20 protein-coding genes and 1 tRNA gene are annotated in these 23,629 nt (G+C 70.6%); 13 read left to right on the forward strand and 8 right to left on the reverse strand.

Features of this window, described 5'->3' with window-relative positions; all coding sequences use genetic code 11:
* Positions 1 to 184 precede the first annotated feature (184 nt).
* Positions 185 to 1,168, forward strand: coding sequence for a permease (locus ABZ576_RS16835; RefSeq protein ID WP_360740815.1), 984 nt, complete (start codon positions 185 to 187; stop codon positions 1,166 to 1,168).
* Entirely contained in the window at positions 1,165 to 1,869 is a 705-nt protein-coding gene (locus ABZ576_RS16840) for a TIGR03943 family protein (RefSeq protein WP_360740817.1), read from the forward strand. The genes ABZ576_RS16835 and ABZ576_RS16840 overlap by 4 nt, the downstream gene beginning before the upstream one ends.
* Positions 1,870 to 1,947: 78 nt before the next feature.
* On the opposite strand, the gene ABZ576_RS16845 is transcribed toward ABZ576_RS16840, so the two are convergent.
* Positions 1,948 to 4,029 (reverse strand): NAD(+) synthase, encoded by a 2,082-nt coding sequence (locus ABZ576_RS16845; protein ID WP_360740819.1) that lies wholly within the window; start codon positions 4,027 to 4,029, stop codon positions 1,948 to 1,950.
* A gap of 167 nt (positions 4,030 to 4,196) precedes the next feature.
* Between ABZ576_RS16845 and ABZ576_RS16850 the strand changes: the two genes are divergently transcribed.
* Together ABZ576_RS16850 and ABZ576_RS16855 are read left to right on the forward strand one after the other, a co-directional pair.
* Positions 4,197 to 4,604: a hypothetical protein gene (locus ABZ576_RS16850; RefSeq protein ID WP_360740821.1), complete on the forward strand. Its 408-nt coding sequence runs from the start codon at positions 4,197 to 4,199 to the stop codon at positions 4,602 to 4,604.
* 299 nt (positions 4,605 to 4,903) lie between these two features.
* The gene (locus ABZ576_RS16855; RefSeq protein ID WP_360741119.1) at positions 4,904 to 5,620 is read left to right on the forward strand and encodes a flavodoxin family protein; all 717 of its coding nucleotides are present in this window, start codon (positions 4,904 to 4,906) and stop codon (positions 5,618 to 5,620) included.
* 10 nt (positions 5,621 to 5,630) lie between these two features.
* Here ABZ576_RS16855 and ABZ576_RS16860 read toward each other — a convergent pair whose 3' ends face one another.
* On the reverse strand, positions 5,631 to 6,167 hold the full coding sequence (locus tag ABZ576_RS16860) for a PepSY domain-containing protein (protein ID WP_360740823.1): 537 nt from the start codon (positions 6,165 to 6,167) through the stop codon (positions 5,631 to 5,633).
* 122 nt (positions 6,168 to 6,289) lie between these two features.
* On the opposite strand from ABZ576_RS16860, the gene ABZ576_RS16865 reads away from it, so the two are divergent.
* Genes ABZ576_RS16865 through ABZ576_RS16880 form a run of 4 tightly spaced genes read left to right on the forward strand, consistent with a single transcriptional unit; the run spans position 6,290 to position 9,317 of the window.
* On the forward strand, positions 6,290 to 6,976 hold the full coding sequence (locus tag ABZ576_RS16865) for a response regulator transcription factor (protein ID WP_360740825.1): 687 nt from the start codon (positions 6,290 to 6,292) through the stop codon (positions 6,974 to 6,976).
* The gene (locus tag ABZ576_RS16870) at positions 6,969 to 8,591 is read left to right on the forward strand and encodes a HAMP domain-containing sensor histidine kinase (RefSeq protein WP_360740826.1); all 1,623 of its coding nucleotides are present in this window, start codon (positions 6,969 to 6,971) and stop codon (positions 8,589 to 8,591) included. Before ABZ576_RS16865 ends, ABZ576_RS16870 begins: the two co-directional genes overlap by 8 nt.
* Positions 8,588 to 8,815 (forward strand): hypothetical protein, encoded by a 228-nt coding sequence (locus ABZ576_RS16875; RefSeq protein WP_360740828.1) that lies wholly within the window; start codon positions 8,588 to 8,590, stop codon positions 8,813 to 8,815. Before ABZ576_RS16870 ends, ABZ576_RS16875 begins: the two co-directional genes overlap by 4 nt.
* 40 nt (positions 8,816 to 8,855) lie before the next feature.
* Positions 8,856 to 9,317, forward strand: coding sequence for a hypothetical protein (locus ABZ576_RS16880; protein ID WP_360740830.1), 462 nt, complete (start codon positions 8,856 to 8,858; stop codon positions 9,315 to 9,317).
* 358 nt (positions 9,318 to 9,675) lie between these two features.
* On the opposite strand, the gene ABZ576_RS16885 is transcribed toward ABZ576_RS16880, so the two are convergent.
* Both ABZ576_RS16885 and ABZ576_RS16890 read right to left on the reverse strand, forming a co-directional pair.
* Positions 9,676 to 10,857: a serine hydrolase domain-containing protein gene (locus tag ABZ576_RS16885; protein WP_360740832.1), complete on the reverse strand. Its 1,182-nt coding sequence runs from the start codon at positions 10,855 to 10,857 to the stop codon at positions 9,676 to 9,678.
* A gap of 79 nt (positions 10,858 to 10,936) precedes the next feature.
* Positions 10,937 to 11,083 carry a hypothetical protein gene (locus ABZ576_RS16890; RefSeq protein WP_360741131.1) on the reverse strand — a complete coding sequence of 49 codons (147 nt, stop codon included), beginning with the start codon at positions 11,081 to 11,083 and terminating at the stop codon, positions 10,937 to 10,939.
* 111 nt (positions 11,084 to 11,194) lie between these two features.
* On the opposite strand from ABZ576_RS16890, the gene ABZ576_RS16895 reads away from it, so the two are divergent.
* Genes ABZ576_RS16895 through ABZ576_RS16905 form a run of 3 tightly spaced genes read left to right on the forward strand, consistent with a single transcriptional unit; the run spans position 11,195 to position 16,252 of the window.
* Positions 11,195 to 11,560, forward strand: coding sequence for a hypothetical protein (locus ABZ576_RS16895; RefSeq protein WP_360740834.1), 366 nt, complete (start codon positions 11,195 to 11,197; stop codon positions 11,558 to 11,560).
* Positions 11,550 to 15,818 carry a DUF6531 domain-containing protein gene (locus tag ABZ576_RS16900; RefSeq protein WP_360740836.1) on the forward strand — a complete coding sequence of 1,423 codons (4,269 nt, stop codon included), beginning with the start codon at positions 11,550 to 11,552 and terminating at the stop codon, positions 15,816 to 15,818. Before ABZ576_RS16895 ends, ABZ576_RS16900 begins: the two co-directional genes overlap by 11 nt.
* Entirely contained in the window at positions 15,815 to 16,252 is a 438-nt protein-coding gene (locus ABZ576_RS16905; protein WP_360740838.1) for a hypothetical protein, read from the forward strand. The genes ABZ576_RS16900 and ABZ576_RS16905 overlap by 4 nt, the downstream gene beginning before the upstream one ends.
* Before the next feature lie 769 nt (positions 16,253 to 17,021).
* Here the strand turns inward: ABZ576_RS16905 and ABZ576_RS16910 are convergent.
* The 3 genes from ABZ576_RS16910 to ABZ576_RS16920 form a co-directional block, all read right to left on the reverse strand.
* Positions 17,022 to 17,095, reverse strand: a tRNA-Pro gene (locus ABZ576_RS16910).
* A 66-nt stretch (positions 17,096 to 17,161) separates the two neighbouring features.
* Positions 17,162 to 17,920: a Pr6Pr family membrane protein gene (locus tag ABZ576_RS16915; RefSeq protein WP_360740840.1), complete on the reverse strand. Its 759-nt coding sequence runs from the start codon at positions 17,918 to 17,920 to the stop codon at positions 17,162 to 17,164.
* A 331-nt stretch (positions 17,921 to 18,251) separates the two neighbouring features.
* On the reverse strand, positions 18,252 to 19,178 hold the full coding sequence (locus tag ABZ576_RS16920) for a metallophosphoesterase (RefSeq protein WP_360740842.1): 927 nt from the start codon (positions 19,176 to 19,178) through the stop codon (positions 18,252 to 18,254).
* Between the two features lie 94 nt (positions 19,179 to 19,272).
* Here ABZ576_RS16920 and ABZ576_RS16925 point away from each other — a divergent pair, with 94 nt between their 5' ends.
* On the forward strand, positions 19,273 to 19,740 hold the full coding sequence (locus ABZ576_RS16925; RefSeq protein ID WP_360740844.1) for a GatB/YqeY domain-containing protein: 468 nt from the start codon (positions 19,273 to 19,275) through the stop codon (positions 19,738 to 19,740).
* A gap of 429 nt (positions 19,741 to 20,169) precedes the next feature.
* On the opposite strand, the gene ABZ576_RS16930 is transcribed toward ABZ576_RS16925, so the two are convergent.
* Positions 20,170 to 22,512, reverse strand: coding sequence for a transglycosylase domain-containing protein (locus ABZ576_RS16930; protein WP_360740846.1), 2,343 nt, complete (start codon positions 22,510 to 22,512; stop codon positions 20,170 to 20,172).
* A 491-nt stretch (positions 22,513 to 23,003) separates the two neighbouring features.
* On the opposite strand from ABZ576_RS16930, the gene wblA reads away from it, so the two are divergent.
* A complete protein-coding gene (gene wblA, locus ABZ576_RS16935; RefSeq protein ID WP_018547931.1) occupies positions 23,004 to 23,342 on the forward strand; it encodes a transcriptional regulator WblA in 339 nt (112 codons plus the stop codon).
* Positions 23,343 to 23,629 lie beyond the last annotated feature (287 nt).

Below are 23,629 nucleotides of genomic sequence, written 5' to 3' on the forward strand. Positions count from 1 at the left end.
ACCCGTGGCCATCACCGAAGACGCCCCGCCCACCCCGGACACGGACCCCGCCACACCCCCGCCGGCGAGGACACCGGTTGCCGTGGCCGAAGAGGGGTTGCCCGGTGGGAATGCGGGGTGTTCCGCACACCCGTTGGCGGGGGCATCCGTGGTCGCCGCCGAAAACCCCCCGCCCGGTGGGGAGGTGCGGCGTTCCGCGGGTGCGCCGGGAGCGGCGGGCCGGCGGCCGGCTTCGTCGTTGGCGCTGGCGGCGGGCCTGGTGGCGGCCGTGCTGGCCCAGTCCCCGATCCGCGGTCTGCTCGGCACCGCCGCGATGCAGAGCTGGATGACCGTGTTCGTGGCGGTGACCGTCCAGGCGCTGCCCTTCCTGGTGCTCGGCGTGCTGCTGTCGGCGGCGATCGCGGTGTTCGTCCCGGCGTCGTTCTTCGCGCGCGCCCTGCCGCGCCGGCCCGCCCTGGCCGTGCCCGTGGCGGGGGTGGCGGGGGCGGTGCTGCCGGGCTGCGAGTGCGCCTCGGTGCCGGTGGCCGGCGCCCTGGTCCGCCGGGGGGTGGCCCCCGCCGCCGCGCTCGCCTTCCTCCTCTCCGCCCCGGCGATCAACCCGGTGGTGCTGACCGCCACCGCCGTCGCCTTCCCCGGGCACCCGGAGATGGTCCTGGCCCGCTTCCTGGCGAGCCTGCTGGTGGCCTGCGCGATGGGCTGGCTGTGGCAGCGGACGGGCCGCGCCGACCGGCTGCGCCCGCCGGCCCACGGCGCGCACGAGGGCGCGACCAAGGGCGAGGCGTTCTGGGGGTCCGTCCGGCACGACGTCATGCACGCCGGCGGTTTCCTGGTGCTCGGCGCGATGGCCGCGGCGACGCTGAAGGCGGCGGTCCCGGCGCAGTGGCTGCGGGCGGCGGCCGGCGACCCGGTGCTTTCGGTCCTCGCCCTCGCCGTGCTGGCCGTCGTGCTGTCCATCTGCTCGGAGGCGGACGCGTTCGTCGCGGCCTCCCTCACCCAGTTCTCCCCGACGGCCAAGCTGGTGTTCCTGGTGGTGGGCCCGATGATCGACCTCAAACTGTTCGCGATGCAGGCCGGCACCTTCGGCCGCGGCTTCGCCGTCCGCTTCGCCCCCGCGACCTTCGCGCTGGCCGTCGCGGGCGCCGTGCTGGCCGGGGCGGTGCTGCTGTGAACCGCCAGGCCCAGGCGGCCGTCCTGTTCCTGCTCGGCGGGGCGCTGCTGCACGCGGGCACCACCGACCTGTACCTGCGGTACGTCAAGGGGGGCCTGCGCCCGCTGCTGCTGGCCGCGGGCGCCGTCCTGCTCGCGGCGGCCCTGGCCACGGTCTGGTACGAGCGCCGCGGCGGCCGGCCGGGGCACGCGCACCCGGAACCCCGCGTGGCCTGGCTGCTGCTGCTCCCGCTCCTCGCCCTCATCCTGGTCGCCCCGCCGGCCCTCGGCTCGTACAGCGCCCTGCGCACCGGCACGGCCCTGCAGGAGCCGTACGCCCACGGCCCGTTGCCCGCCGGCGACCCGGTCCCGCTCTCCGTCGTCGACTACGCCTCCCGCGCGGCCTACGGCCACGGCCGCTCGCTGCACGGCCGTCCCGTCCGGGTCACCGGCTTCCTCGCGCTGGACCGCGGCGGCCGCCCCTACCTGGTCCGCATGGCCCTGAACTGCTGCGCCGCGGACGCCCAGCCGGTGAAGATCGCGCTGACCGGCGAGCTGCCGCCGGTCCTCCGCCCGGACGCCTGGCTGGAGGTGACGGGCACCTACACCCCCCGGCTGGACCGCGACCCGGTCAACGGCGGCCCGGTCCCGTACCTGAAGGCCACCTCGACCCGCCCGGTCCAGGCCCCGCCCGACCCGTACGACGAGACCTGGAACAACTGAACACCCGCCCACCGCCCGCGAGACGGCAGCCGCCCACCGCCACCTCGGCCCGCGCCCGGACCCGGCCCCGGACCCGCCCTACGCCTCCGCCGGCGCTTCGGCTTCGGCTTCGGTTTCCGCTTCCGCCCCCGGCCGGTCGAAGCGGCGCAGATCCCTCAGCCACGCCTCCGCGTTGCCGTCCGACGGGGCGCGCCAGTCGCCGCGCGGGGAGAGGGAGCCGCCGGCCGAGACCTTCGGGCCGTTCGGCATGGCCGAGCGCTTGAACTGGGAGAACGCGAAGAAGCGGCGGCAGAAGACCTCCAGCCAGTGCCGGATCTCGGGCAGGTCGTACGCCACCCGCTTGGCCTCCGGGAAGCCGGGCGGCCAGGCGCCGGCCTCCTCGTCGTGCCAGGCGTGCCAGGCGAGGAAGGCCACCTTCGAGGGCCGGAAGCCGTAGCGCAGCACCTGGAAGAGGGTGAAGTCGTGCAGCGCGTACGGGCCGATCTTCGACTCCGTGGACTGCATCTCCTCGCCCGGCACCAGTTCCGGGCTGATCTCGGTGTCCAGGATCGCGGCGAGGACCTCGCCGGTCTCCTCGTCGAACTGGCCGCTGCCGATGACCCAGCGGATCAGGTGCTGGATGAAGGTCTTCGGCACGCCGGAGTTGACGTTGTAGTGGCTCATCTGGTCGCCGACGCCGTACGTGGACCAGCCGAGCGCCAGCTCGGAGAGGTCGCCGGTGCCGAGGACGATGCCGCCGCGCTGGTTGGCCAGCCGGAACAGGTAGTCCGTGCGCAGGCCCGCCTGCACGTTCTCGAAGGTGACGTCGTACACCGGCTCACCGGCGGCGAACGGGTGGCCGATCTCCTTGAGCATCAGCCGCGCGGTCGGCGTGATGTCCAGCTCGGCGGCGGTCACGCCGAGCGCGCGCATCAGCTTGTGCGCGTTGTCCTTGGTGTGGTCGCTGGTGGCGAAGCCGGGCAGGGTGAAGGCCAGGATGTCGCTGCGCGGCCGGCCGGCGCGGTCCATCGCACGGGCGGCGACGATCAGCGCGTGCGTGGAGTCCAGGCCGCCGGACACGCCGATGACGACCTTGGGCCCGCCGATCGCCGCGAGCCGCTGCTGCAGCCCGGCGACCTGGATGTTGTAGGCCTCGTAGCAGTCCAGGGCGAGCCGCTCGGGGTCGGCGGGCACGAACGGAAACCGCTCGACGCGCCGGCGCAGCCCGAGGTCGCCGGCCGGCGGGTCCAGCTCGAAGGAGACCGTCCGGAAGTCGCCGGTCCGGGCCGCGTGGGCCCGCCGGTTGTCGTCGAAGGTGCCCATCCGCTGCCGCTCCTGGCGCAGCAGGTCGAGGTCGACGTCGGCCACCGCGCACTGGTCGCCGAGCGGGAAGCGCTCGGTCTCGGCGAGCAGCACCCCGTTCTCGTAGATCATGGTCTGCCCGTCCCAGGACAGGTCGGTGGTCGACTCGCCCAGTCCAGCGGCCGCGTAGACGTAGGCGGCCAGGCAGCGGGAGGACGCCGAGCGGCACAGCAGCCTGCGGTCCTCGGCGCGCCCTACGGTGATCGGGCTGCCGGAGAGGTTGACCAGCACGGTCGCTCCGGCGAGGGCCGCCTCCGCGCTGGGCGGCACCGGCACCCACATGTCCTCGCAGATCTCCGTGTGCAGCACGAGTCCGGGCACGTCCGTGGCCGCGTACAGCAGGTCCACCCCGAACGGCACCTCGGCGCCGGCGACCCGGATGGTGCCGCCCCGCTCGTCGTGGCCGTCCGCGATCTGCCGGCGCTCGTAGAACTCCCGGTAGGTGGGCGGGTACGACTTCGGTACGACGCCGAGGACGCGGCCCCGGTGGATGGTCACCGCGCAGTTGTAGATCCGGTGGCGGTGGCGCAGCGGGGCACCGACGACCAGCACGGGCAGCAGGTCCGCCGACGCGGCCACGATCGTCGCGACGGCCGCCTCGACCTGGTCGAGCAGCGCGTCCTGGAGCAGCAGGTCCTCGATCGAGTAGCCGGTGAGGCCCAGCTCGGGGAAGACGGCGACGGCGACGCCCTCGTCCGCGCACCGGCGGGCCTGGCGCAGCACCGCTTCGGCGTTCGCCTGGGGGTCGGCGATGACGGTGTGGCCCGTGCACGCGGCGATGCGCGCGAAGCCGTGCTGATAGATCGACCAGAAGTTCAACGTGGCTTCCTTCATGATTCAACAGACCGCACAGACGAAGCGAGATCTCCTCCGGGAGAAAGCCTAGATCCCGGCCCCGCGCGACCCCGGACCCGGCCGTGCGTACTCGGGTGCGGCTGAGTATTTCCGCTCTGGCCCGTGCCGGGGCGAGGCGGAAAGCTGGGGCCATGCGCCAAGGACTGAGGAACTCGATGCTCCGCATGCTGCCGCTGCTCGCGCCGGTCGTCGTCGCACCGCTGGCCTGGGCGGCCTGGCTGGGCTGGGACCAGCAACGGGACGTGCACCCGGACGGCACGACGACCGGCCCGTACGAGGCGTGGCAGGTGATCGGACTCGTCCTCACCCTGATCGGACCGGTGTACTGGGCCACTTCCCGGGGACATGCCGCGAGCGCCGTCCTCGGCACCACGGTCGGCCTGACGGCCGCGGCCTACGTCGACTGGTCGGACGACGCCAGCGGCCTGTTCGTGATCGGCGTGGGCCTGGTCATGGTCGGCAGCCTGGCCGCGACGGCCGCCGTCTCCGGAGTGATCACCCTCGCCCGCCGGAGCCTCACGGGGGCGGCCAGGCACTGACGAGCCGTACGGGGGGGGCGGGTCGGGGAGGCAGGGGGTCGAGGAGCCGTGCGGAGGTTCCACGGGGAGGCCGGACACTCTGCCGGTGCCGGGCCCGTTCGGGGGTGCTGTGCTGGCGCCGTACCGGGACGGCACCGAGGCTGGACCCGGACGTGGACGGATCGCCGCGCCACGCGGCGGCAGGCCCCCGGGAGGACCGTGTGACCCCTTCGCCTGCCGGCACCGGAACCGGAACCGGCACCGAAAATGGCACCGGTACCGGTACTGGCACCGGAACCGGAACCGAAACCGGCACCGGCATCGACACCCCGCCGGCCCGGTACGACGACCTGCGCGCGCTGGTGATCAACTGCACGCTCAAGCGCTCGCCGGAGACCAGCAACACGCAGGGGCTGATCGACCGGAGCACCGCCATCATGAACGCGCAGGGGGTGCACGTGGACGTCGTACGGGCGGTGGACCACGACATCGCCACCGGCGTGTGGCCCGACATGCGGGAGCACGGCTGGCAGACGGACGCCTGGCCGGAGCTGTACCGGCAGGTGATGGCGGCCGACATCCTCGTCCTCGCCGGTCCCATCTGGCTCGGCGACAACAGCTCGGTGACGAAGCGGGTGATCGAGCGCCTCTACGCCTGCTCCAGCCTGCTCAACGAGGCCGGGCAGTACGCCTACTACGGCCGCGTCGGCGGCTGCCTGATCACCGGCAACGAGGACGGCGTCAAGCACTGCGCCATGAACGTCCTCTACAGCCTCCAGCACCTGGGATACACGATCCCGCCCCAGGCGGACGCCGGATGGATCGGCGAGGCGGGCCCCGGGCCGTCGTACCTCGACCCCGGCTCGGGCGGCCCGGAGAACGACTTCACCAACCGCAACACCACCTTCATGACCTGGAACCTGCTACACCTGGCCAGGGCGTTGAAGGACCTGGGAGGCATCCCCGCCTACGGCAACCAGCGCACCGCCTGGGACGCCGGTTGCCGCCACGACCACGAGAACCCGGAACACCGGTAGGACTCCTCCGTCAGTCCTGGTCGTCGTGGTCGCCGGTGCCGCCGGCGTCCCTGCCGTCGTCCTCGTTGCCGTTCCCCTTGCCGTCGTCGTCACCCGGAGTCGTGACGGCGCCGGTCCGCGCGTCGACGGTGACCTCGTGCTCCCTGCCCTGGGAGTCGGTCACGTCCACCTCCCAGACCGGCTTGCCCTGCCGGCCCTCCAGGTCGACGGCCGTGACCGTGCCGGCGACGGACTTCCCGGCGGCGTCGGCGGCCTGCCCGATGCCGACCTTGACGCTCTCGACCAGCGCGGCGTCGTCGTCGCGGTCGTCGCCGTCCTTGCCGTCGTCGCCGTCCTTGCCGGCCTTGGCGCCGTCACCGTCCTCGCCGTCGTCGTGGTCGGTTCCCGGCGAGGCGGTGGTGGCGGCCGCCCGGGTACCGTCGTGGTCACCGTCCCCGGTGAGGGAAGCGGCGGTCGCGGCTCCGGCACCGCCGAGGAGGACGGCGGCCACGAGCACGGCGGCGACGGTACGGCGGCGGCCGGTCGGAGTGCGCTTGAGGGACTTCATGGTGGTGCCCTTTCCGGCTGGGGAAGCTTCGTGCTGACACCGACCACCCTGGGCGAACGACCCTGAAGCCCCGCTGAAGCTTCCTGAAGATCGCTTCAGGAAGGGTCTGAGACGCTGGAGCCATGCGTCTGCTGATCGTGGAGGACGAGAGACGCCTCGCCACCGCCCTCGCCCGCGGCCTGGGCGCGGAGGGCTTCGCCGTGGACGTGGCCCATGACGGCGTCACCGGTCTGCACCTGGCGCAGGAGCGGGAGTACGACCTGGTCGTCCTGGACATCATGCTGCCCGGCCTGAACGGCTACCGCGTGTGCGCGCAGCTGCGGGCCGCGGGTCATGACACGCCCATCCTGATGCTCACCGCCAAGGACGGCGAGTACGACGAGGCGGAGGGCCTGGACACCGGCGCGGACGACTACCTGACCAAGCCGTTCTCGTACATGGTGCTGCTGGCCCGCATCCGCGCGCTGCTGCGCCGCCGTACCCGGGGAGGCGCCCGGGTCCTGAGGATCGGCGACCTGACCGTCGACCCGGCCGCCAGACGCGTGGACCGCGCGGGCACGGACATCGCGCTGACCGCGAAGGAGTTCGCGGTCCTGGAGCACCTGGCCCTGCACGCCGGGCAGGTGGTGTCGAAGGGCGACATCCTCGACCACGTGTGGGACTTCGCGTACGACGGCGACCCGAACATCGTCGAGGTCTACGTCAGCGCACTGCGCCGCAAGATCGACGTGCCCTTCCGGCGACGGTCGATCACGACCGTGCGCGGGGCCGGGTACCGGCTGGAGACAGACGGTGGCCGGGATGCCTAGACGCCTCTCCTTCCTTCCGTTCGCCTCCGTCCGGGCCCGCGCGACGCTGGCCGCCACGGTGGTCGTGTCGATCGCGCTGGTGGCGGCCGGGATCCTCGTCATCGCCGTACTGCGCCACAACCTCACCGACCGGGCGGGCCTGGAGGCCGAGGTGACCGCCCGTACCGTGGCCGGCTCACAGGCCGCGCTGAACGGGAACTTCGGTTCGCTGGACCTGCCCGACGACGAGGACGACCCGGTCCAGGTGGTCGACTCCACGGGCAAGGTGCTGGCCGCGGCCGACGACCTGCACGGCCGGGGCCCGATCACCGACTACTCACCGGCACCCGGCGCGGCCGCCGACGACGGCACCGGCAGCGCGGACGGCGCGGACGGCGCGGACGGCGCGGACGGCGCGGACGGCACGGACGGCACGGACGGCAGTGACGGCACGGACGGCAGTGACGACGCCGATGACGACGATGACGGCCACGACGAGGCGCCGGCGCGCGGCAAGGCTGGCACGGAAGCGGAACGCCGGACTCTCACCCTCACCATCGGCGACGAGACGCACGAATACCGCTTCGCGGCCGTACACGGCACGACCTACGCGGGCCGCACCTACACCGTCTACGCGGGCGCGTCGCTGGAGGACGAACAGGCCACGCTCGACCAGGTCGTCCGCGCGATGCTGATCGGCCTGCCGTTCCTGCTCGCGGTGGTGGCCGGCGTGACCTGGCTGGTCACCCGCCGGGCGCTCAAGCCCGTGGAGGACATCCGAGCGGAGATGGCCGAGATCACCGACAGCGGTGACCTGGCCCGCCGCGTGCCCGAGCCCGACTCGCGCGACGAGATCGCCCGCCTCGCCCGCACCACCAACCGGACGCTGGCCGCGCTGGAACAGTCGGTCGAGCGCCGGCACCGTTTCGTGGCCGACGCCTCCCACGAACTGCGCAGCCCCATCGCCTCCCTGCGCACCCAGCTGGAGGTCGCGCAGCAGCACCCCGGACTGCTGGACGTCCCCGACCTGCTGCACGACGTCGTACGCCTCCAGCACCTGGCCGCCGACCTGCTGCTGCTGGCGCGCCTCGACGCCGGCGAGCGCCGTGCCGACGCGACGGTCGACCTGGCGGCTCTGGTACGGCAGGAGGTGGCCCGGCGCGCACCGACCGACCGCATCGCCCCCACCGTCAGGACCATCGGCACCGCACCGACGGTCAGGGGCAGCAGGAACCAGCTCGGCCGTGTGCTGGGCAACCTGCTCGACAACGCCCAGCGGCATGCGTCCGCGGCGATCACCGTGACGGTGGAGGCGACGCCGGACACCGTGACACTCGGCGTCGCCGACGACGGCCACGGCGTGGCACCGGCCGACCGCGAACGCATCTTCGAACGCTTCGTCCGCCTGGACGAGGCCCGCAGCCGCGACGAGGGCGGCGCCGGCCTGGGCCTGGCCATCGCCCGCGACGTGATCCACCACCACGGCGGCACCCTGAAGGCGACCACCGCCCCCCACGGCGGCGCCCTCTTCCTCGTCGAACTGCCCCGCACCCACAGCAACAGCTGCACGGAACACGGGGCCCGGCCGAGGTCGGCCGCGAACAGCACCGCTGGGAAAGGACCGGTGTCACGATGACGGAGCCCCTCCCGTTCTACGCGGAAGTGCGCGTAGTACGAGCCCCTGACAGACCCCATGTCGAGGGCGAACTCGGAGCAGTCATCGGCATATCGGACCCACCCGACCAGTCGACTCCGCCCGCCTACGCGGTGCTGCTCGACGGCGAGGAGGAGCTGTACACGTTCCTCCACGACGAGATGGAGCCCACGGGGCACATGCGAAAGAGAGAGGACTACTACTGACACCTGCCGTCCGGTCCGGTCACCGCTTTGAAGGTCGCACATGGAGTACGTCGCGGCCGCCTGGGATGATGGCGGGTTCCACGTCGATCCGCGGGCCTGTCTGGCCGAACCTCCCGACTTCCGGGATCGGCTGCCTGCCGGCGCCAGGCAGTTCGCGTCCGATCCGGCGCATCACGCTCTGGGGCGTGGAAACAGCCGCTGCGTCAAGGATCTGGAACTGTCCGGCATCCATATCGCCACCGACGAGAGCGGCGGTATGACACTCGAATGCACCCCGAACCAGTGGAAGCATGACGCGGCGCCGCGCATCGGCTATTCAGGGGTGACGCACTTCTCCATCGATTACGCGCGTGCCATCGACTGGATGCCGGCCGACACCGTCCTCCTCGACGAGATTCTCCCGGATGAGCACGGCGGTTGCGTCCATGAGATCGCTCTCACTGACGCGTCGATCACCGTCCGCTGCGAGGACCTGCAAGCTGTCTGGGGAGACGCTGACTGAGGAACGAGCCGAGCTCGCCGACCCACAAGAGGAAGTCCGCGAACGGCATCCGGCCCGGCCTCGGCTCATCGTCTGTCGGCCGCTTGGAGACCGGCGTCGTCGTTCCGGCATGGACGATCGCCGGCTTTCGGCCGGCCACCCGCCTGCTGGACGAGCTGGCCCCGTCACGAGGGGAGCCGGGCGCATCCCGAACTCGGCCACGGCAAAGCGACCCCAGGAACCACTCAGGGGCGTGATCCACTCGATAGGGCCGGGGCTTTGATCGCGGAGGCACCGTCGATCACGAGCTTCATGGACTTGGCCAGCCACATACTCAGGCAAGTGGAGCGGCAGTCCCCGCGTGCGTAGTTGGCACTATTCACGTGAGAGCCCCCAGGGACCCTTGAACCGCGTTAACCAGTGACATAGCACGGGTATCATCACCGCCCGCAATGATGCGGTTCATCGCGTATGCAAAAGCAACACCGTGCTCCGGATCGGCGAAGGCGAGCGACCCTCCTCGGCCAGTGTGGCCGAAGGCGCCTGGCCCCGTCATCGGGTTGCTCTCGGTGGGCAGCATGTACCCGGCGCTGAAGCGGCTGGGGATCAGCATGACCTGGTCCTTCCCGCTGACCTGCTCCTCGGTCGCCGACGCCAGGGCGTCCGGGGAGAGTAGGCGCACTCCGCCCACCTCGCCGATCAGCGCGGCGTACATGCGGGCAAGAGCGCGTGCCGTGCCGATGCCGTTGGAGGCCGGGAGTTCCGCGGTCTGCACCTCCGGCGAGTCGAAGTCGATCTCGGGCGGGTCGGTGACGGCGTACGTCCGGTTGCTGAATGAGTTCGGGTCCCGCCAGGCGGCGACCTGCTCGCAGAGTTCCTCGGGGACCGACTCGGTGGGCACGGTGGTGAGGTCGACGTCGGGTCGCTGGTACACCATGCGGCTGACTCGGTCGCGTTCGCCGGCGGGCAGGCCGATGAAGAAGTCCAAGCCCAGCGGGGCCGCGATCTCGTCGGCGAAGAAGCGGCCGGGTGAGCGGCCGGATACCCGGCGGATCACCTCGCCGACCAGCCAGCCCCATGTCCGCCCGTGGTAGCCGTGCGCTGTGCCCGGAGTCCAGAGGGGGCGTTGGGCGGCCAGTGCTGCCGCCATCGGGTGCCAGGCCAGCGCCTCCTTCAAAGGCACCGGCTGATCCAGCGCGACCAGGCCGGCCTGGTGGGACAGGAGCCAGCGCACCGGGATGTCCGCCTTGCCCTTCGCGGCGAACTCCGGCCAGTACTTCGCGACGGGCGCATCCAGGTCGAGAGCTCCGCGCTCTACCAGCATGTGCGCCATGGTCGCGGTCGCACCTTTGGTCGCCGAGTAGACCAGCTGCAGCGTGTCCCGCGTCCACGGACGACCGGTTTCGGCATCGGCCACGCCACCCCACAGGTCCACCACCGGTCGGCCGTCCCGGTACACGCACACCGCCGCGCCGAGGTCCCCGTGCCGGATAAAGTTCTCCAGGAACGCAGTCCGGACTGGCTCGAACCCGGGGGCCACCTCACCGTAGATCGTCGTCATATCGGCCATCCTGGCGATCCAGCAGCCCTCTTCACGAGACGGGCTCGTCCCCTGTGTCAGGCGGTGAAGGCGGTAACGATCACGCAGCGACGGACAGTTCCTGCAGGAGCTCCCGGAACTCGCGGACGGAGGACACGGACTTGTGCGGCTCCAGCCGTGTGGAGAATTCCTTGAGGCGAATGCTGGTGCCCGGTCGGCCGAAGGCGACGAACTCGAAGTCATCCACAGCGTGCCCGCCGCCAACCATTACTTGCACGTGCCTCCCATATGACCTCTCCTTGACCCGTCTCCCCTAAGGTCGGAAGCTGCAATCGCGAACCGGGGGGAGACGGAAGCGATGGGCGACGGCAAGGTCCCCGGCAAGGTCCTGGACATCAAGACCGCCGACATCAAGGCGGCGGCACCGGCCTTCCACCAGGCCGCCATCGATCTGAGCAAGGCGCTGACCACCCTCATCCAGACCCTGGACGGCCTCGGCGAACCCTGGGGCCATGACGAACAGGGCGACAAGTTCGGCAGCGCCTACAAGCCGCAGCAGAAGAAGATCGAGAGCGCGGCGGGCATCCTGGTGCTCGGTCTGACGAGCATTCACGAGGCCATGGTGGACCTGTCGGACGGGCACGTGGACAACGACCAGCTCATCGCCGGCATGTTCACGCAGGTGAAGGCCGACAAGCAGAGGGACGGTGCCGGTGAGCGTTGAGGGCAAAGCCCGCCACATCCTCCTGAAGCTGGGTCTGTGGTGGCCCGAGGCCGACTCCGGCAAGCTGCGGGACGCAGCGAAAGCCTGGCGCACCTTTGCCGATTCGGTGGACGACGTCCGCTCCCCGGTGCACCGCAGCGCGTCGTCGATCATCCACAACAACACCGGTGAGTCGATCGAGGCGTTCGAGAAGTTCTGGGGCCGCTACTCGAAGGACCAGGACGGCGGCTGGCTGAGCGATCTTGCGGAGTCCTCGCGGGAGATGGCCAAGGCGCTGGAGAAGTTCGCCGACGCGATCGACGATGCGATCAACAAACTCTGGACGCAGATCGGCATCGACGCCGCCGTGATCGCGGGCGGGGTGACGCTCGCCTTCTTCACCGCGGGCCTCGCTTCGGGGGCTGCAGTCGCGGCGGCCGACGCGGTCATCGAGTTCGGCGCCACGATGGGCATCGCCGTCACCACGACGGTCGCCGAGATCGCCGCCGGCACCCTCATCGCCGCCGCGTTCGGCGGGGTCGAATCGGTCGCGGTCGACCTCGCCGTGGCCCAGCCATTGAAGATGGTGACCGGACTACAGGACGGCTTCAGCCTGGACGAGGTCAACCAGGCCGCCAAGGACGGCATGATCTTCGGCGGCGCGCTGGGCGCGGGCGGCGGCCTGCTGAAGGCGAGCATGGAAGGTGGGCTGGCCGACACCACCCCCCTGTTGCTGCGCCCGCCCTCGCTCCGCCCCGACCTGGTCGAGCTGGGTCCGGCGACCCGCAACGCCGAGCGCACCCCGTGTGTGGGCGAGCCGATCGACGTGGCGACCGGCGCCATGCTGATGACGCAGACGGACCTGACCCTGCCGGGCAGTCTGCCGCTGGAGTTCACCCGGACTCACCTCTCCTCCTACCGGGGTGGCGTCTGTTTCGGCCCGACCTGGATCTCCACTCTGGACGAGTGCCTCCAGATCGACGGCGAGGGCGTCGTCTTCGCCGCGGCTGACGGCATGCGCCTGGTGTACCCGGTGCCCGAACCGGGCGTTCCCACGATGCCGGTGAAGGGCCCACGCTGGCCCCTGGAGTGGGACGGCAAGCCGGACGGCGCGATGACGGTCACCGACCCGGCGACCGGCGTGACGCGCACCTTCGCCGCCCCCGTCCCCTCCCCGACCTTCGGCGTCTTCCACCTGGCGCTGGACTCCTGGAGCGACCGCAACGGCAACCGCATCGACGTCGAACGCGACGACGAGGGCATCCCCTTCGGCATCCGCCACTCCGGCGGCTACTACGTCGCCGTCGACACCCAGGGCCCACGCATCACGGCCCTGCGCCTCCTGGACGAGCCGCCCTCCCGCTACCGCCCATCAGCCGCGCCCGACGAGGGCACGCTCGTCATGCGCTACGCCTACGACACCGCCGGCAACCTCACCGAGGTCATCGACTCCAGCGGCGAACCCCTCCGCTTCACCTACGACACCGAGAGCCGCGTCACCCGCTGGACCGACCGCAACGGCACCTGGTTCTCGTACGTCTACGACGAGCGGGGCCGCGTCGTCCGCACCGACGGCGTCGACGGCATCCTCTCCGGGACACTGACGTACGACGACGAAGAACGCACCACGACGTACACCGACTCCCAGGGCCACACCTCGGTCCACCGGTACAACGCCGAGGGCCTGGTGGTGGAGGAGACCGACCCACTCGGGCATGTCACCCGCACGGAGTGGGACGAGTATGGCGACAAGCCTATGACGGTCACCGACGCCCTGGGTCACACCACGCGTTACACCTACGACGCCGCGGGCAACATCACCGAACTTAGCCTGCCCGACGGCTCGGTCGCCCAGGCTGCGTACAACGCGCTTGGCCTGCCCACGGAAGTGGTCGAGCCCGGCGGGGTGGTCTGGCGGCACACGTACGACGAGAGGGGCAACCTGCTCAGCACCGTCGACCCGGTCGGCGCCGAGACGCGGTACACGAACGACGCGGCGGGCCGCCCCACGGCGATCACCAACGCCCTCGGCCACACCCGCACGGTCGCCTACGACGACGCCGGCCTGCCCGTCACCCTGACGGACGAGATGGGCCACACGACGACCATCCGCCGGGACGCCTTCGGTCGGGTGGTTGAGATGACGGACCCGCTGGGCCACACCACACGCCTCGGTTGGACGACGGAGGGCAAGCCCTCCTGGCGCGAGCAGCCCGACGGCACCCGGGAGTCGTGGTCCTGGGACGCTGAGGGAAACCTCCTCTCCCACATCGATCCAGCAGGTCATACGACCCGGCACACCGCGGCACATTTCGACGTACCGGCCACGAGAATCGACCCGGACGGCGCCCACTACGCGTTTTCCTACGACACGGAACTGCGTCTGACAGAGGTCACCAACGCACAGGGCCGCACTTGGTCGTACACCTACGACGAGTCAGGCCGTCTCGTAACCGAGACGGACTTCAATGGCCGCACGCTGACGTACACGCACGACGCGGCAGGTCGGGTGACTGCGCGGACCAACGGAGCCGGGGAGACTTTGCGCTTCGCGCGGGACGCGTTGGGGCGGCTCGTGGAGCAACGGTCGGACCGGGACGACGTCACGACATTCGCTTATGCGGCGGACGGCCGCCTCGCGCAGGCGGTGAACGCGGACGCGGACGTAGCGTTCACCCGGGATGCGATGGGCCGCGTAGTGAGCGAGACCGTCAACGGCCGCACCACCACCTACGCCTATGATCCGCTGGGCCGCCGGGTCCGACGCGAGACCCCATCGGGGCTGGCCTCGCACTGGACTTACGATCCGGCGGGCAGGCCGACACGACTGCGTTCCGAAGCGGGCGCGCTGACCTTTACGCATGACGCGGCAGGGCGCGAGACACAACGTCACTTGGGCAGCGGCGTGACCCTCACGCAGACCTGGGACGCGGTCGACCGTCTCACAGCCCAATCAGTCACAGCGGGTGCCCACAACCTGTTGCAACACCGTGCGTATGCCTACCGGGTCGACGGCCACCTGACCGAGATTCGAGAGCTCACAACGGGCACGCGCCGCTTCGACATCGACACCATGGGCCGAGTGACGGGTGTACGTGCCCATGGCTGGAGCGAGACCTACGCGTACGACAGCGCCGGCAACCTCACTGACGCGGCCGCGGCCGCCCATGTCGCCGCAGGTGGTCGTGACATCGACGGCATGCTGGTGCGGCGGGTGGGTGACACCACGTACTCCTACGATTCCCAGGGCCGCCGGACCCAGAAAACGCGCAAGCTGTTGAGCGGGCAGGCGAAGACGTGGCTGTACGCCTGGAACGCCGAGGACCGGCTCGTCGAGGTCGTCACGCCCGAGGGCGACCGATGGCGGTATGCCTACGACCCGCTGGGACGGCGCATCGCCAAGGTCCGCCGTCTGCCGGAGGGCTCGGAGGCCGACCGGACGGACTACACGTGGGAGGAGACCCTTCTCGCCGAGCAACTCCTCGCGGACGGCGGCGTCACGACGTGGGACTACGCCCCCGGCACACATCGCCCCGTCGCCCAGACCACCAGCAGGCACGTGGTCGCTCCTGCGGGTGCGTCCTTCCTCTCCCGGCTCGCCGAGGAGACCACGGCCGACCACACCACTCACTTCCACGCCGTCATCACGGACGCCATCGGCACCCCGACCGAACTCGTCGCTCCCGACGGTGACATCGCCTGGCAGCGGCGTACCACCCTCTGGGGCACACAGTTTCCGGCACCCGCGGACGACGCCGAGTCCGTGGATTGCCCCTTGCGTTTCCCCGGCCAGTACGCCGATGCGGAATCCGGCCTCAACCAGAACTTCCACCGCTACTACGATCCCGAGACTGCGGCGTACCTCTCCCCGGATCCGCTCGGTCTGGAAGCCGGTCCTAACCCGTACTGGTACGGACCTCATCCGCTCACCTGGACGGACCCCTACGGTCTCGCACTCTGCCGCACCACTCCAAGGCTGGAGAACGGGAACCCCAAGGAGGGGTGGCAGCACATCGACGAACGTCACATCTCGGGGTCCGCCCAAGGCGGCCACGGCGATCTGATGCCTCCGTCGACCACCCGTGGGCAGGTGGAGAAGGCTGTGAGGACAATGATCGAGCGAGGTCAGCGGGTATCGGATCCCGGGCGCCGGATCCAGACCTTCGAGAAGAGGATGACCGTGAACGGCATGTCGGCCCGATATCGGCTCATCGTCGACTCCGAGGACGGGAACCGCGTCATCACCTTCTTCCCGGTAGGAAAGAGCTACATCCCGTGATCACTGTGAAGTTCACCGTACGGCCCGGCCAGGGCGACGCCAGCGGTTTCGATCTGGGCGACATGGCCGTCACCGGCGACTTTGGCACGGCCGACTCGGCCGGGCGCGTTCCCGATCAGGGCATGATGATCTACCTTTCGGTCGTCCAGTTGCTGGACAGCCTGGGTGCCTTTCTCCGGGGCAATGCCCGCGTGCTGAGCTTCACCGGTGCCGACACCTCCTTCGGCCTTGTCGTGCGACGGACCAAAGACGGCCTGTCGGTCGCCGGTAAGAACGGCGTCGTCGCACGGACGACGGCGCCGGAGTTCGCCTCCGCCGTGCTCCGCGCGGCAGAGGACCTGGGTCCCGCCCTCCCTCCGGAAGACCCGGTCGCTTCCGACTGGGAAGCTGCCCTCGCCGCATTCCGTGCTCTCGTACCGGGCGGGGAGGGGTGAGTGCCGACAGCCTGGACGACGAAGGCCGAGGAAACGTCAGCACCCTGCCCCGGACGTACACGCGCCTTGAGACCCGCTCGCCGTTACCTGGTGCGGTCGCCCAACTCATGGAGAGCCACCCCGGCTCACGGGTATAGCCGGAATTGCCATGTAGACAGACGGCGGCGGTTCACGCGGAGGCTGAGGTGCCTGAGGTGCCGTTGACCGCGTGCATGATCGCCGAGGGCATGGTGTCGTCGGCCTCTTGACCGAGGTGGTCACGGCGAGCGGCGACCGATGGAGATACCTCCGTCGGGCTGACGCCTCTCCAAGCGCCCAACGAGGCACACGCCCGCCTGCGGTCGGAGCTTCCGGGTGGCTCGTCAAGCAGCAGTCACCGCCCGGATTCGCCCATGCGCGGTCCGTTGGCTGCCACGGCCCGGCGACGCGGGATCCGCTCGCACGGCCAGCTGACATGGAGCCGACGGATTCGTGCCGGACGTGGGATCTGAAGCCCGGGCCCGGGGACGGTGGCAGATCAGGAACGGAGAGGCTCACACAATGGCCGTCCGTATAAGCAACCGCCTGCGCTGTGCCGCACCTAACCCGCGGGTATGCCCCACAGGTTCCCCGTTATGTACCCAGGCGTCGCCACCGGTCGAGAGGAATGTGAGCCGCCCGGGAGCCGGATTCCGAAGTTGGCTCCGACATGGCTCCTAAATCGGCCCTCGGAACCACTCAGGGGCCCGACCCGCGATGCGGATCAGGCCCCTGACCTGGTACTACGGCGTCGGGGTGGCGGGATTTGAACCCACGACCTCTTCGTCCCGAACGAAGCGCGCTGCCAAGCTGCGCTACACCCCGGTGTCGCTGCTTGTCGCGGCGACGACGTTTACTTTAGCCCACCGGTGGCTGTAGACGAAATCCGGTTTAGCCGTGGTGGCGGATCGGGGTCGGGCGGGTGTGGTCCAGGGCCACCAGGAGCACTGCCAGGGCGTACATCGCCAGGCCCAGGAGGAGGGCGTTGGCCAGGGTGCTGCGGTAGCCGTGGGCCGTCACGTCCAGGAAGGGGTAGAGGTACCGGGACTGGTGCGTGGGTGGGAGGACGGCGGCCCGGAGGAGAGAGAAGGCCAGGTAGGCCAGGGGGTACAGGAGCCACGCCGTGGTCTGGCGGAGGTGGAGGCGGGCCGCGGGCGTCAGCAGGAGCCAGTCCAGCAGGGCCGCCGCCGGGATCAGCGTGTGGAGGACCTGGAGGACCGCCCACTGGGCGTGCCAGCGTTCCGGCGGCGTCGTCGCGCCGGTCATGGAGAACGGGGGGGTCGTGTGGGCCAGGAGCAGGTGGTACACCAGCGCCGCGACCAGGGCGTACAGGAGCATGGCGCCCGTCACCGCCGACGGGAGCGGGCGCCGGGCCCGCCAGGCTCGCCTCGCCGACAGGAACATGACCACGGCCACGAGGGCGTTCGCCTGGACGCTGAAGTAGCTCAGTGCGTGGGCCGGGGTGCTCAGCAGCAGCTCCAGTGCGACACCGCCGGCCGCCGCCACGGCGATCAGCAGGCGGAGCACCGCGGCCACGGGGCGGCGGAGCGGGGCGACCACCGCCGTGGCCGGGACCGGGGCGGGCAGCAGCAGGGGCGAGCCCGGGACCGCGGGCAGGTCCGGGATCTCCCTGGGTATCGGGGCCGTCATGCCCCTCACGCTAGGAGTGGGGGAAGGGCGCGGCGAGGTGAGCTGGGCCGGGTGGGTTAACCGGCGCCCGCAACCCACCGGTCCCGGGCCCGGTGGGTTAACCGGCGTCCTCGCCGACCGGTCCCGGTCCGGTCCGTTCCTGACTCCGGCCCCGCGTCGCTTCGGCCTGTACCTCCGACCCGCGCTGCGTCAGGCCCGTACCTCGGGCCCCACGCTGCGTCAGGCCCGTACCTTGGGCCCCATGCTGCGTCAGGCCCGTACCTCCGGCCCCGCGCCGTGTCAGGCCCGTACCTGCGGTCCCGCTCCGTTTCGGGTCCGTACCTCCGGCGCCCTACTCCTTCGCCACCAACGTCAGCAGCGTCGCCTCCGGTGGGCAGGCGAAGCGGATCGGGGTGTAGCGGTTGGTGCCGCAGCCTGCGGAGACGTGGAGGTAGGACGTACGGCCCTCCGCCGTGTGCGTGGAGAGTCCCTTCACGCGGTCCGTGTCCAGGTCGCAGTTGGTGACCAGGGCGCCGTAGAAGGGGATGCACAGCTGGCCGCCGTGGGTGTGGCCGGCCAGGATCAGCGGGTAGTCGTCCGCCGTGAAGGAGTCGAGGACGCGCAGGTAGGGGGCGTGGACCACGCCCATGGAGAAGTCGTACGTCCCCGAGGGACCCCCGGCCACCTGGGCGTAGCGGTCGCGCTTGATGTGCGGGTCGTCCAGGCCGGTCAGCTCGATGGAGACGCCCTCGATCTTGAGGACCCCCCGCGTGTTCGTCAGGTTCAGCCAGCCCGCCGAGTCGAAGCCGTCCCGCAGGTCCTCCCACGGGTTGTGGATCGCGCCCACCGCGGGCGGGTTGCCGTTCAGACCGTGGCGTCCGCTCGCCTTCTCCATCAGGTAGCGGGCGGGGTTGCGGAGCTTGGGGCCGTAGTAGTCGTTGGAGCCGAAGACGTACGCGCCGGGGAACTCCATCAGCGGACCCAGGGCGTCCAGGACCTCCGGGACGCCCTCGGGGTCCGACAGGTTGTCGCCCGTGTTGATCACGAAGTCGGGGCGCAGGCCGGCCAGCGACTGGAGCCAGCGCTGCTTCTTGCGCTGGCCGCCGACCATGTGGATGTCGGAGACCTGCAGCACGCGCAGCGGGCGCATGCCCGGGGGCAGGACGGGGACGGTGACTCGTCGGAGGCGGAAGCTGCGGGCCTCGAAGCCCGCCGCATACACCAGGCCGGCGGTGCCGGCCGCCACGATTCCCAGGGGGATTCCGTATCGCGCACGCATGTGCCCATCGTGTCAGACCGGTTGGACGTGGTGAGACCGGCCGTCGGATAAATGAGCGGGCGTAGCGGACGGTGTACCTGCGACAATCGAGCGCATGACCACCACGCTCAAGTCGAAGCTGCACGACGACCTCAACGCCGCGATCAAGGAGCGCGACGAGCTCCGCTCCTCCACGCTCCGGCTGACGCTCGCCGCGATCACCAAGGAGGAGGTCGCGGGCACGGAGAAGCGGGAGCTTTCCGACGACGAGGTTCTCAAGGTGATCACCCGTGAGGCGAAGAAGCGGCGTGAGGCGGCCGATGCGTTCGCCAAGGGTGGTCGTGCCGAGCAGGCCGAGCGGGAGAAGGCGGAGGGTGTGGTGCTCGCCGAGTACCTGCCCAAGCAGCTGTCCGACGAGGAGCTGACCGCGATCGTGGCCCAGGCCGTCGAGGAGGCCCGGGCGGCCGGTGCCGAGGGGCCGCGGGCCATGGGCGCCGTCATGAAGATCGTGAACCCGAAGGTGGCCGGCCTGGCCGAGGGCGGCCGCGTCGCCGCCGCGGTGAAGAAGCTGCTCCAGGGCTGAGAGCCGTCCGCCGTGGTGAAGAAGCTGCTCCAGGACTGAGAGCCATCTGCCGTGGTGAAGAAGCTGCTCCAGCACTGAGCGGCCACTCACTGCGGCAGTGCTGACCAGCCGCCCGCCGCGGCAGTGGCGATCAGCCGCACGCCGCGGCAGTGCCGATCAGCCGGCCGCCGCCGAGGACTGAGCACCGCCCGCAGTTCCAGGGCTGAGCAGCCACCCCGCCCCGGGAACCAGCGCTCGCACGACGACGGCGGGGCCGCACTCGGGAAACCTCCGAGATGCGGCCCCGCCGTCGCCGTCATAGTGAGCAGCCGAGCGAGTGAGCAGCCGAGCGAGTGAGCAGCCGAGCGAGTGAGCGGCCGGCCGGCCCAGGGAGCGCTCCCCGGCCCAGCCCCCAGCGGTGCTCCTCCGCCCGCCCCGATGGCAGCGGCGCTACCCCCGCCCGCCCCCGATGCCGTTCCCGTTGTTCCCGCCGTTCCCCGGGCCCTGGATCAGGTTCTCGGGGATGGTGAACGTCGGGGTCGGGAACGCGCCGCCGATGCCGCCGGTGGTCGCGTCACCCGTTGTGCCGTCCGTCGTTCCCCCGTCCGTCAGGCCGCCGATCAGTCCGCCGATCACCTGACCCGTCGTGTTCCCGCTGGTCCCGTCCCCGTTCCTCCCGTCGTCCCACCCCCGGTCGCCTTTTCCCTGATCATCCCCGTCCGGGATGTCGATCAGGTTGAACTCGGGAGCGGGCTTGCCCTCCAGCGCGCCGGTCATCATGTCGCGCCAGATGGGGCCGGGGACCTCACCGCCGTAGACCTTGGCGTGCGGGACGCCGCCGATGGTGATGTTGATCATCTTCCGCTTGTGCTGCGGGTCGCCGACCCAGACCGCGCCCGCCATGTTCGGGGTGTAGCCGACGAACCAGGCCGCGTAGCGCTCGTCCGTCGTACCCGTCTTGCCCGCGCTCGCGCGGCCGCCGAGTCCGGCCTCCTGGCCCGTGCCGTCCTCGACCACGCCCTTCAGCAGGGTGCTGATCGTGTCGGCGGTGGTCTCCGACATCGCCCGCGAGCAGGTCGACTTCGGCACCTCCAGGGACTTCTGCTCGCTGCCGGCCTTCTGGGTGATCGACTCGATGGCGACCGGGGTGCAGTACATGCCGCGCGAGGCGAAGGTGGCGTACGCGTTCGCCATCGTCAGCGGCGACATCTCCTGGGTGCCGAGGGCGATCGACGGCGCCTGGTCGATCTTGCGGCCGTCCGCGCGCGCCACGCCCATCTTCTTGGCCATGTCGATGACCGGGCAGATGCCGATGTCGCTGATCATCTGCACGTAGTAGGTGTTGACCGACTTGGCCGTGGCCTCGGCCATGCCGTACGGGCCGCGCTCCGACTCGTTCTCGTTCTTCAGCTTGGCCGGCCGGTTCGGGTCGTTGCGCCACAGCTTGCCGTCGCAGGCGGAGATCGGGCTCGGGTACGGCATCTCGTACGGCGAGGAGTACTCCTGCGTCGCGGGCTTGCCGCCCTCGACGGCCGCCGCGGCGACGATCGGCTTGAACGTGGACCCGGGCTGGTAGCCCGCGCCGCCGCCCATGTCCTGGTTCACGGACAGGTTGATCGTCGTCTCGTCGTTCTTGACGTTGACGCCGTACGGGCGGGACTGGCCCATGGCGAGGATCTTGCCGGTGCCGGGCTGGACGATGGTCGCGGCGGTCGCCACCGCGTCGCTCTTGTAGACGTGGTCCTTGATGGATGCCTGCGCGGACCGCTGCGCCTGCGGGTCGAGCGTCGTACGGATCGTCAGACCGCCCCGGTTCCAGAGCTTGGCCCGCTGCTCCTTGGTCTTGCCGAAGACCGGGTCGGTGAGGACGACCTGGCGGACGTAGTCGCAGAAGAAGCCGGCGCCCTTCACCGCGGTGATGCAGCCGTTCTTGGGGCGGCTGGTGTGCAGGCCGAGCGGCTTCTCCTTGGCCTCGTCGGCCTCCCGCTGGGAGATGTCGCCGACCTCGGCCATGCGCTGGAGGACGGTGTTGCGCCGCTTGGTGGCCTCGGCCTCGTCGTTGACCGGGTCGTACCGGCTCGGGGACTGCACGATGCCGGCCAGCAGCGCCGATTCCTGCAGGTTCAGGTCCTTGGCGTGCTTGGAGAAGTAGCGCTGGGAGGCGGCCTCGACGCCGTAGGCCTGCTCACCGAAGAAGGTGATGTTCAGGTAGTTCTCGAGGATCTTCTTCTTGCCGAGCTTCTCCTCGATCTGGATCGCGTACTTCAGCTCGCGGATCTTGCGGCCGAGGGTCTGCTGGGTGGCCTCGGCGACCTTCGTCGGGTCGTCGCCGGCCTCCTCGACGAAGTAGTTCTTCACCAGCTGCTGGGTGAGCGTGGAGGCGCCCTGCGCGACCCCGCCGCTCTGCGCGTTCTTGTTCAGGGCGCGCAGTACGCCCTTGAGGTCGATCGCGCCGTGCTTGTAGAAGCGCGAGTCCTCGATCGCGACGATCGCCTTCTGCATGTACGGCGAGATGTCCGCGAGGTCGACCACCGTACGGTCGCGGGAGTAGACGGTCGCGATCTGGTTGCCCTGGTTGTCCAGGATGGTCGTGCGCTGGCTGAGCTGGGGACTCTTGAGGTTGGCCGGGATCTCGTCGAATCCCTTGACCGAGCCCTTGGCCGCGAGACCCAGCGCGCCGGCAGCAGGCAGCGCGATGCCCGCCATCACCGCCCCGGCGAGCACACTGACACCGAGGAACTTGGCGGCCTGCTGCATGGGCGAGAGGCCACCGCCCGAGCGCTTCTTTGGCATGGGGGCAGCCTAATCCGTACTGTTGAGCGTTCCTAAGGAGCGACCGCGTCACGGCACGGCAAAGCGCCGGGTCTGCGTTCCCATTCGCCGGACACGCGCGCAGGCCTTGGCCTAAGCTGCTCTCAACTGTCACAGCAGTGCGGTCACGTATCCATACGTCCGGCGACCCCGCATCGTTCCGGACGGAGCCCGAAATCGTCGGGGAGCGGGCCTGTTTCCTGAGGGTGACGTGCCCGAATCCGCCTCGTGTGTCACGTGGCGCCCGATGTGACGTACCACGACTGTCCTGGTTCGCCGGGAAGGTCGGGCATGTCGCACGGTCACTCCCGCGGGTGATCTGCCGCTTACCCATAGTCCGTTCGGGCCATTCAAGATTGGGCCCGAAGGGGGTGTTGCGCTGTCCCCACCTTCCGTAACGTCCTCAACTGGCGGCGGTGAATATGCCGCTGCCGCCGTGGGGGAGCCTCGATTCGGGAGAGGACGGCGCCGGTATGGGCTGGGTAACCGACTGGAGTGCGCAGGCTGCCTGCCGCACTACCGATCCGGATGAACTGTTCGTTCAGGGAGCAGCGCAGAACAGGGCCAAGGCGGTGTGCACCGGATGCCCGGTACGCACCGAGTGCCTGGCGGACGCGCTGGACAACCGTGTGGAGTTCGGCGTGTGGGGAGGCATGACGGAACGGGAGCGGCGCGCACTGCTGCGCCGGCGGCCCACCGTGACCTCGTGGCGGAGGCTGCTGGAGACCGCCCGCTCGGAGTACGAGCGGGGCGCCGGGATCGTACCGCTCGACAACGACGAGGTGTACGAGAACTACGCGGCGGTGAGCTGAGGGCCCCCTCCGGCACACCGCGGCGGCACATCACCCCGGCAAGACCGTTCGAGGGTGCTCGCCCACGCGTACGTACCGACACCCGCCGCGTGCGTGCCCGGGGCGTCCGCCGCGGACGGCGCCCACGCCCCCCGCTCGCGCGCGTGCGTGTCCCACCAGCGGCGCCCACGGCCACTGCGTACGCGCCTCCGCGAGACCCGCGCGGGCCGACGCACCCGGCTCGGCGGATCCTGTGCCCGGCTCAGCGGATGCTGTGCCCGGCTCGGCGAGCTCTGTGCCCGGCTCGG

It is taken from the genome of Streptomyces sp. NPDC013455 (assembly GCF_040632975.1).
Taxonomy (GTDB): Bacteria; Actinomycetota; Actinomycetes; order Streptomycetales; family Streptomycetaceae; genus Streptomyces.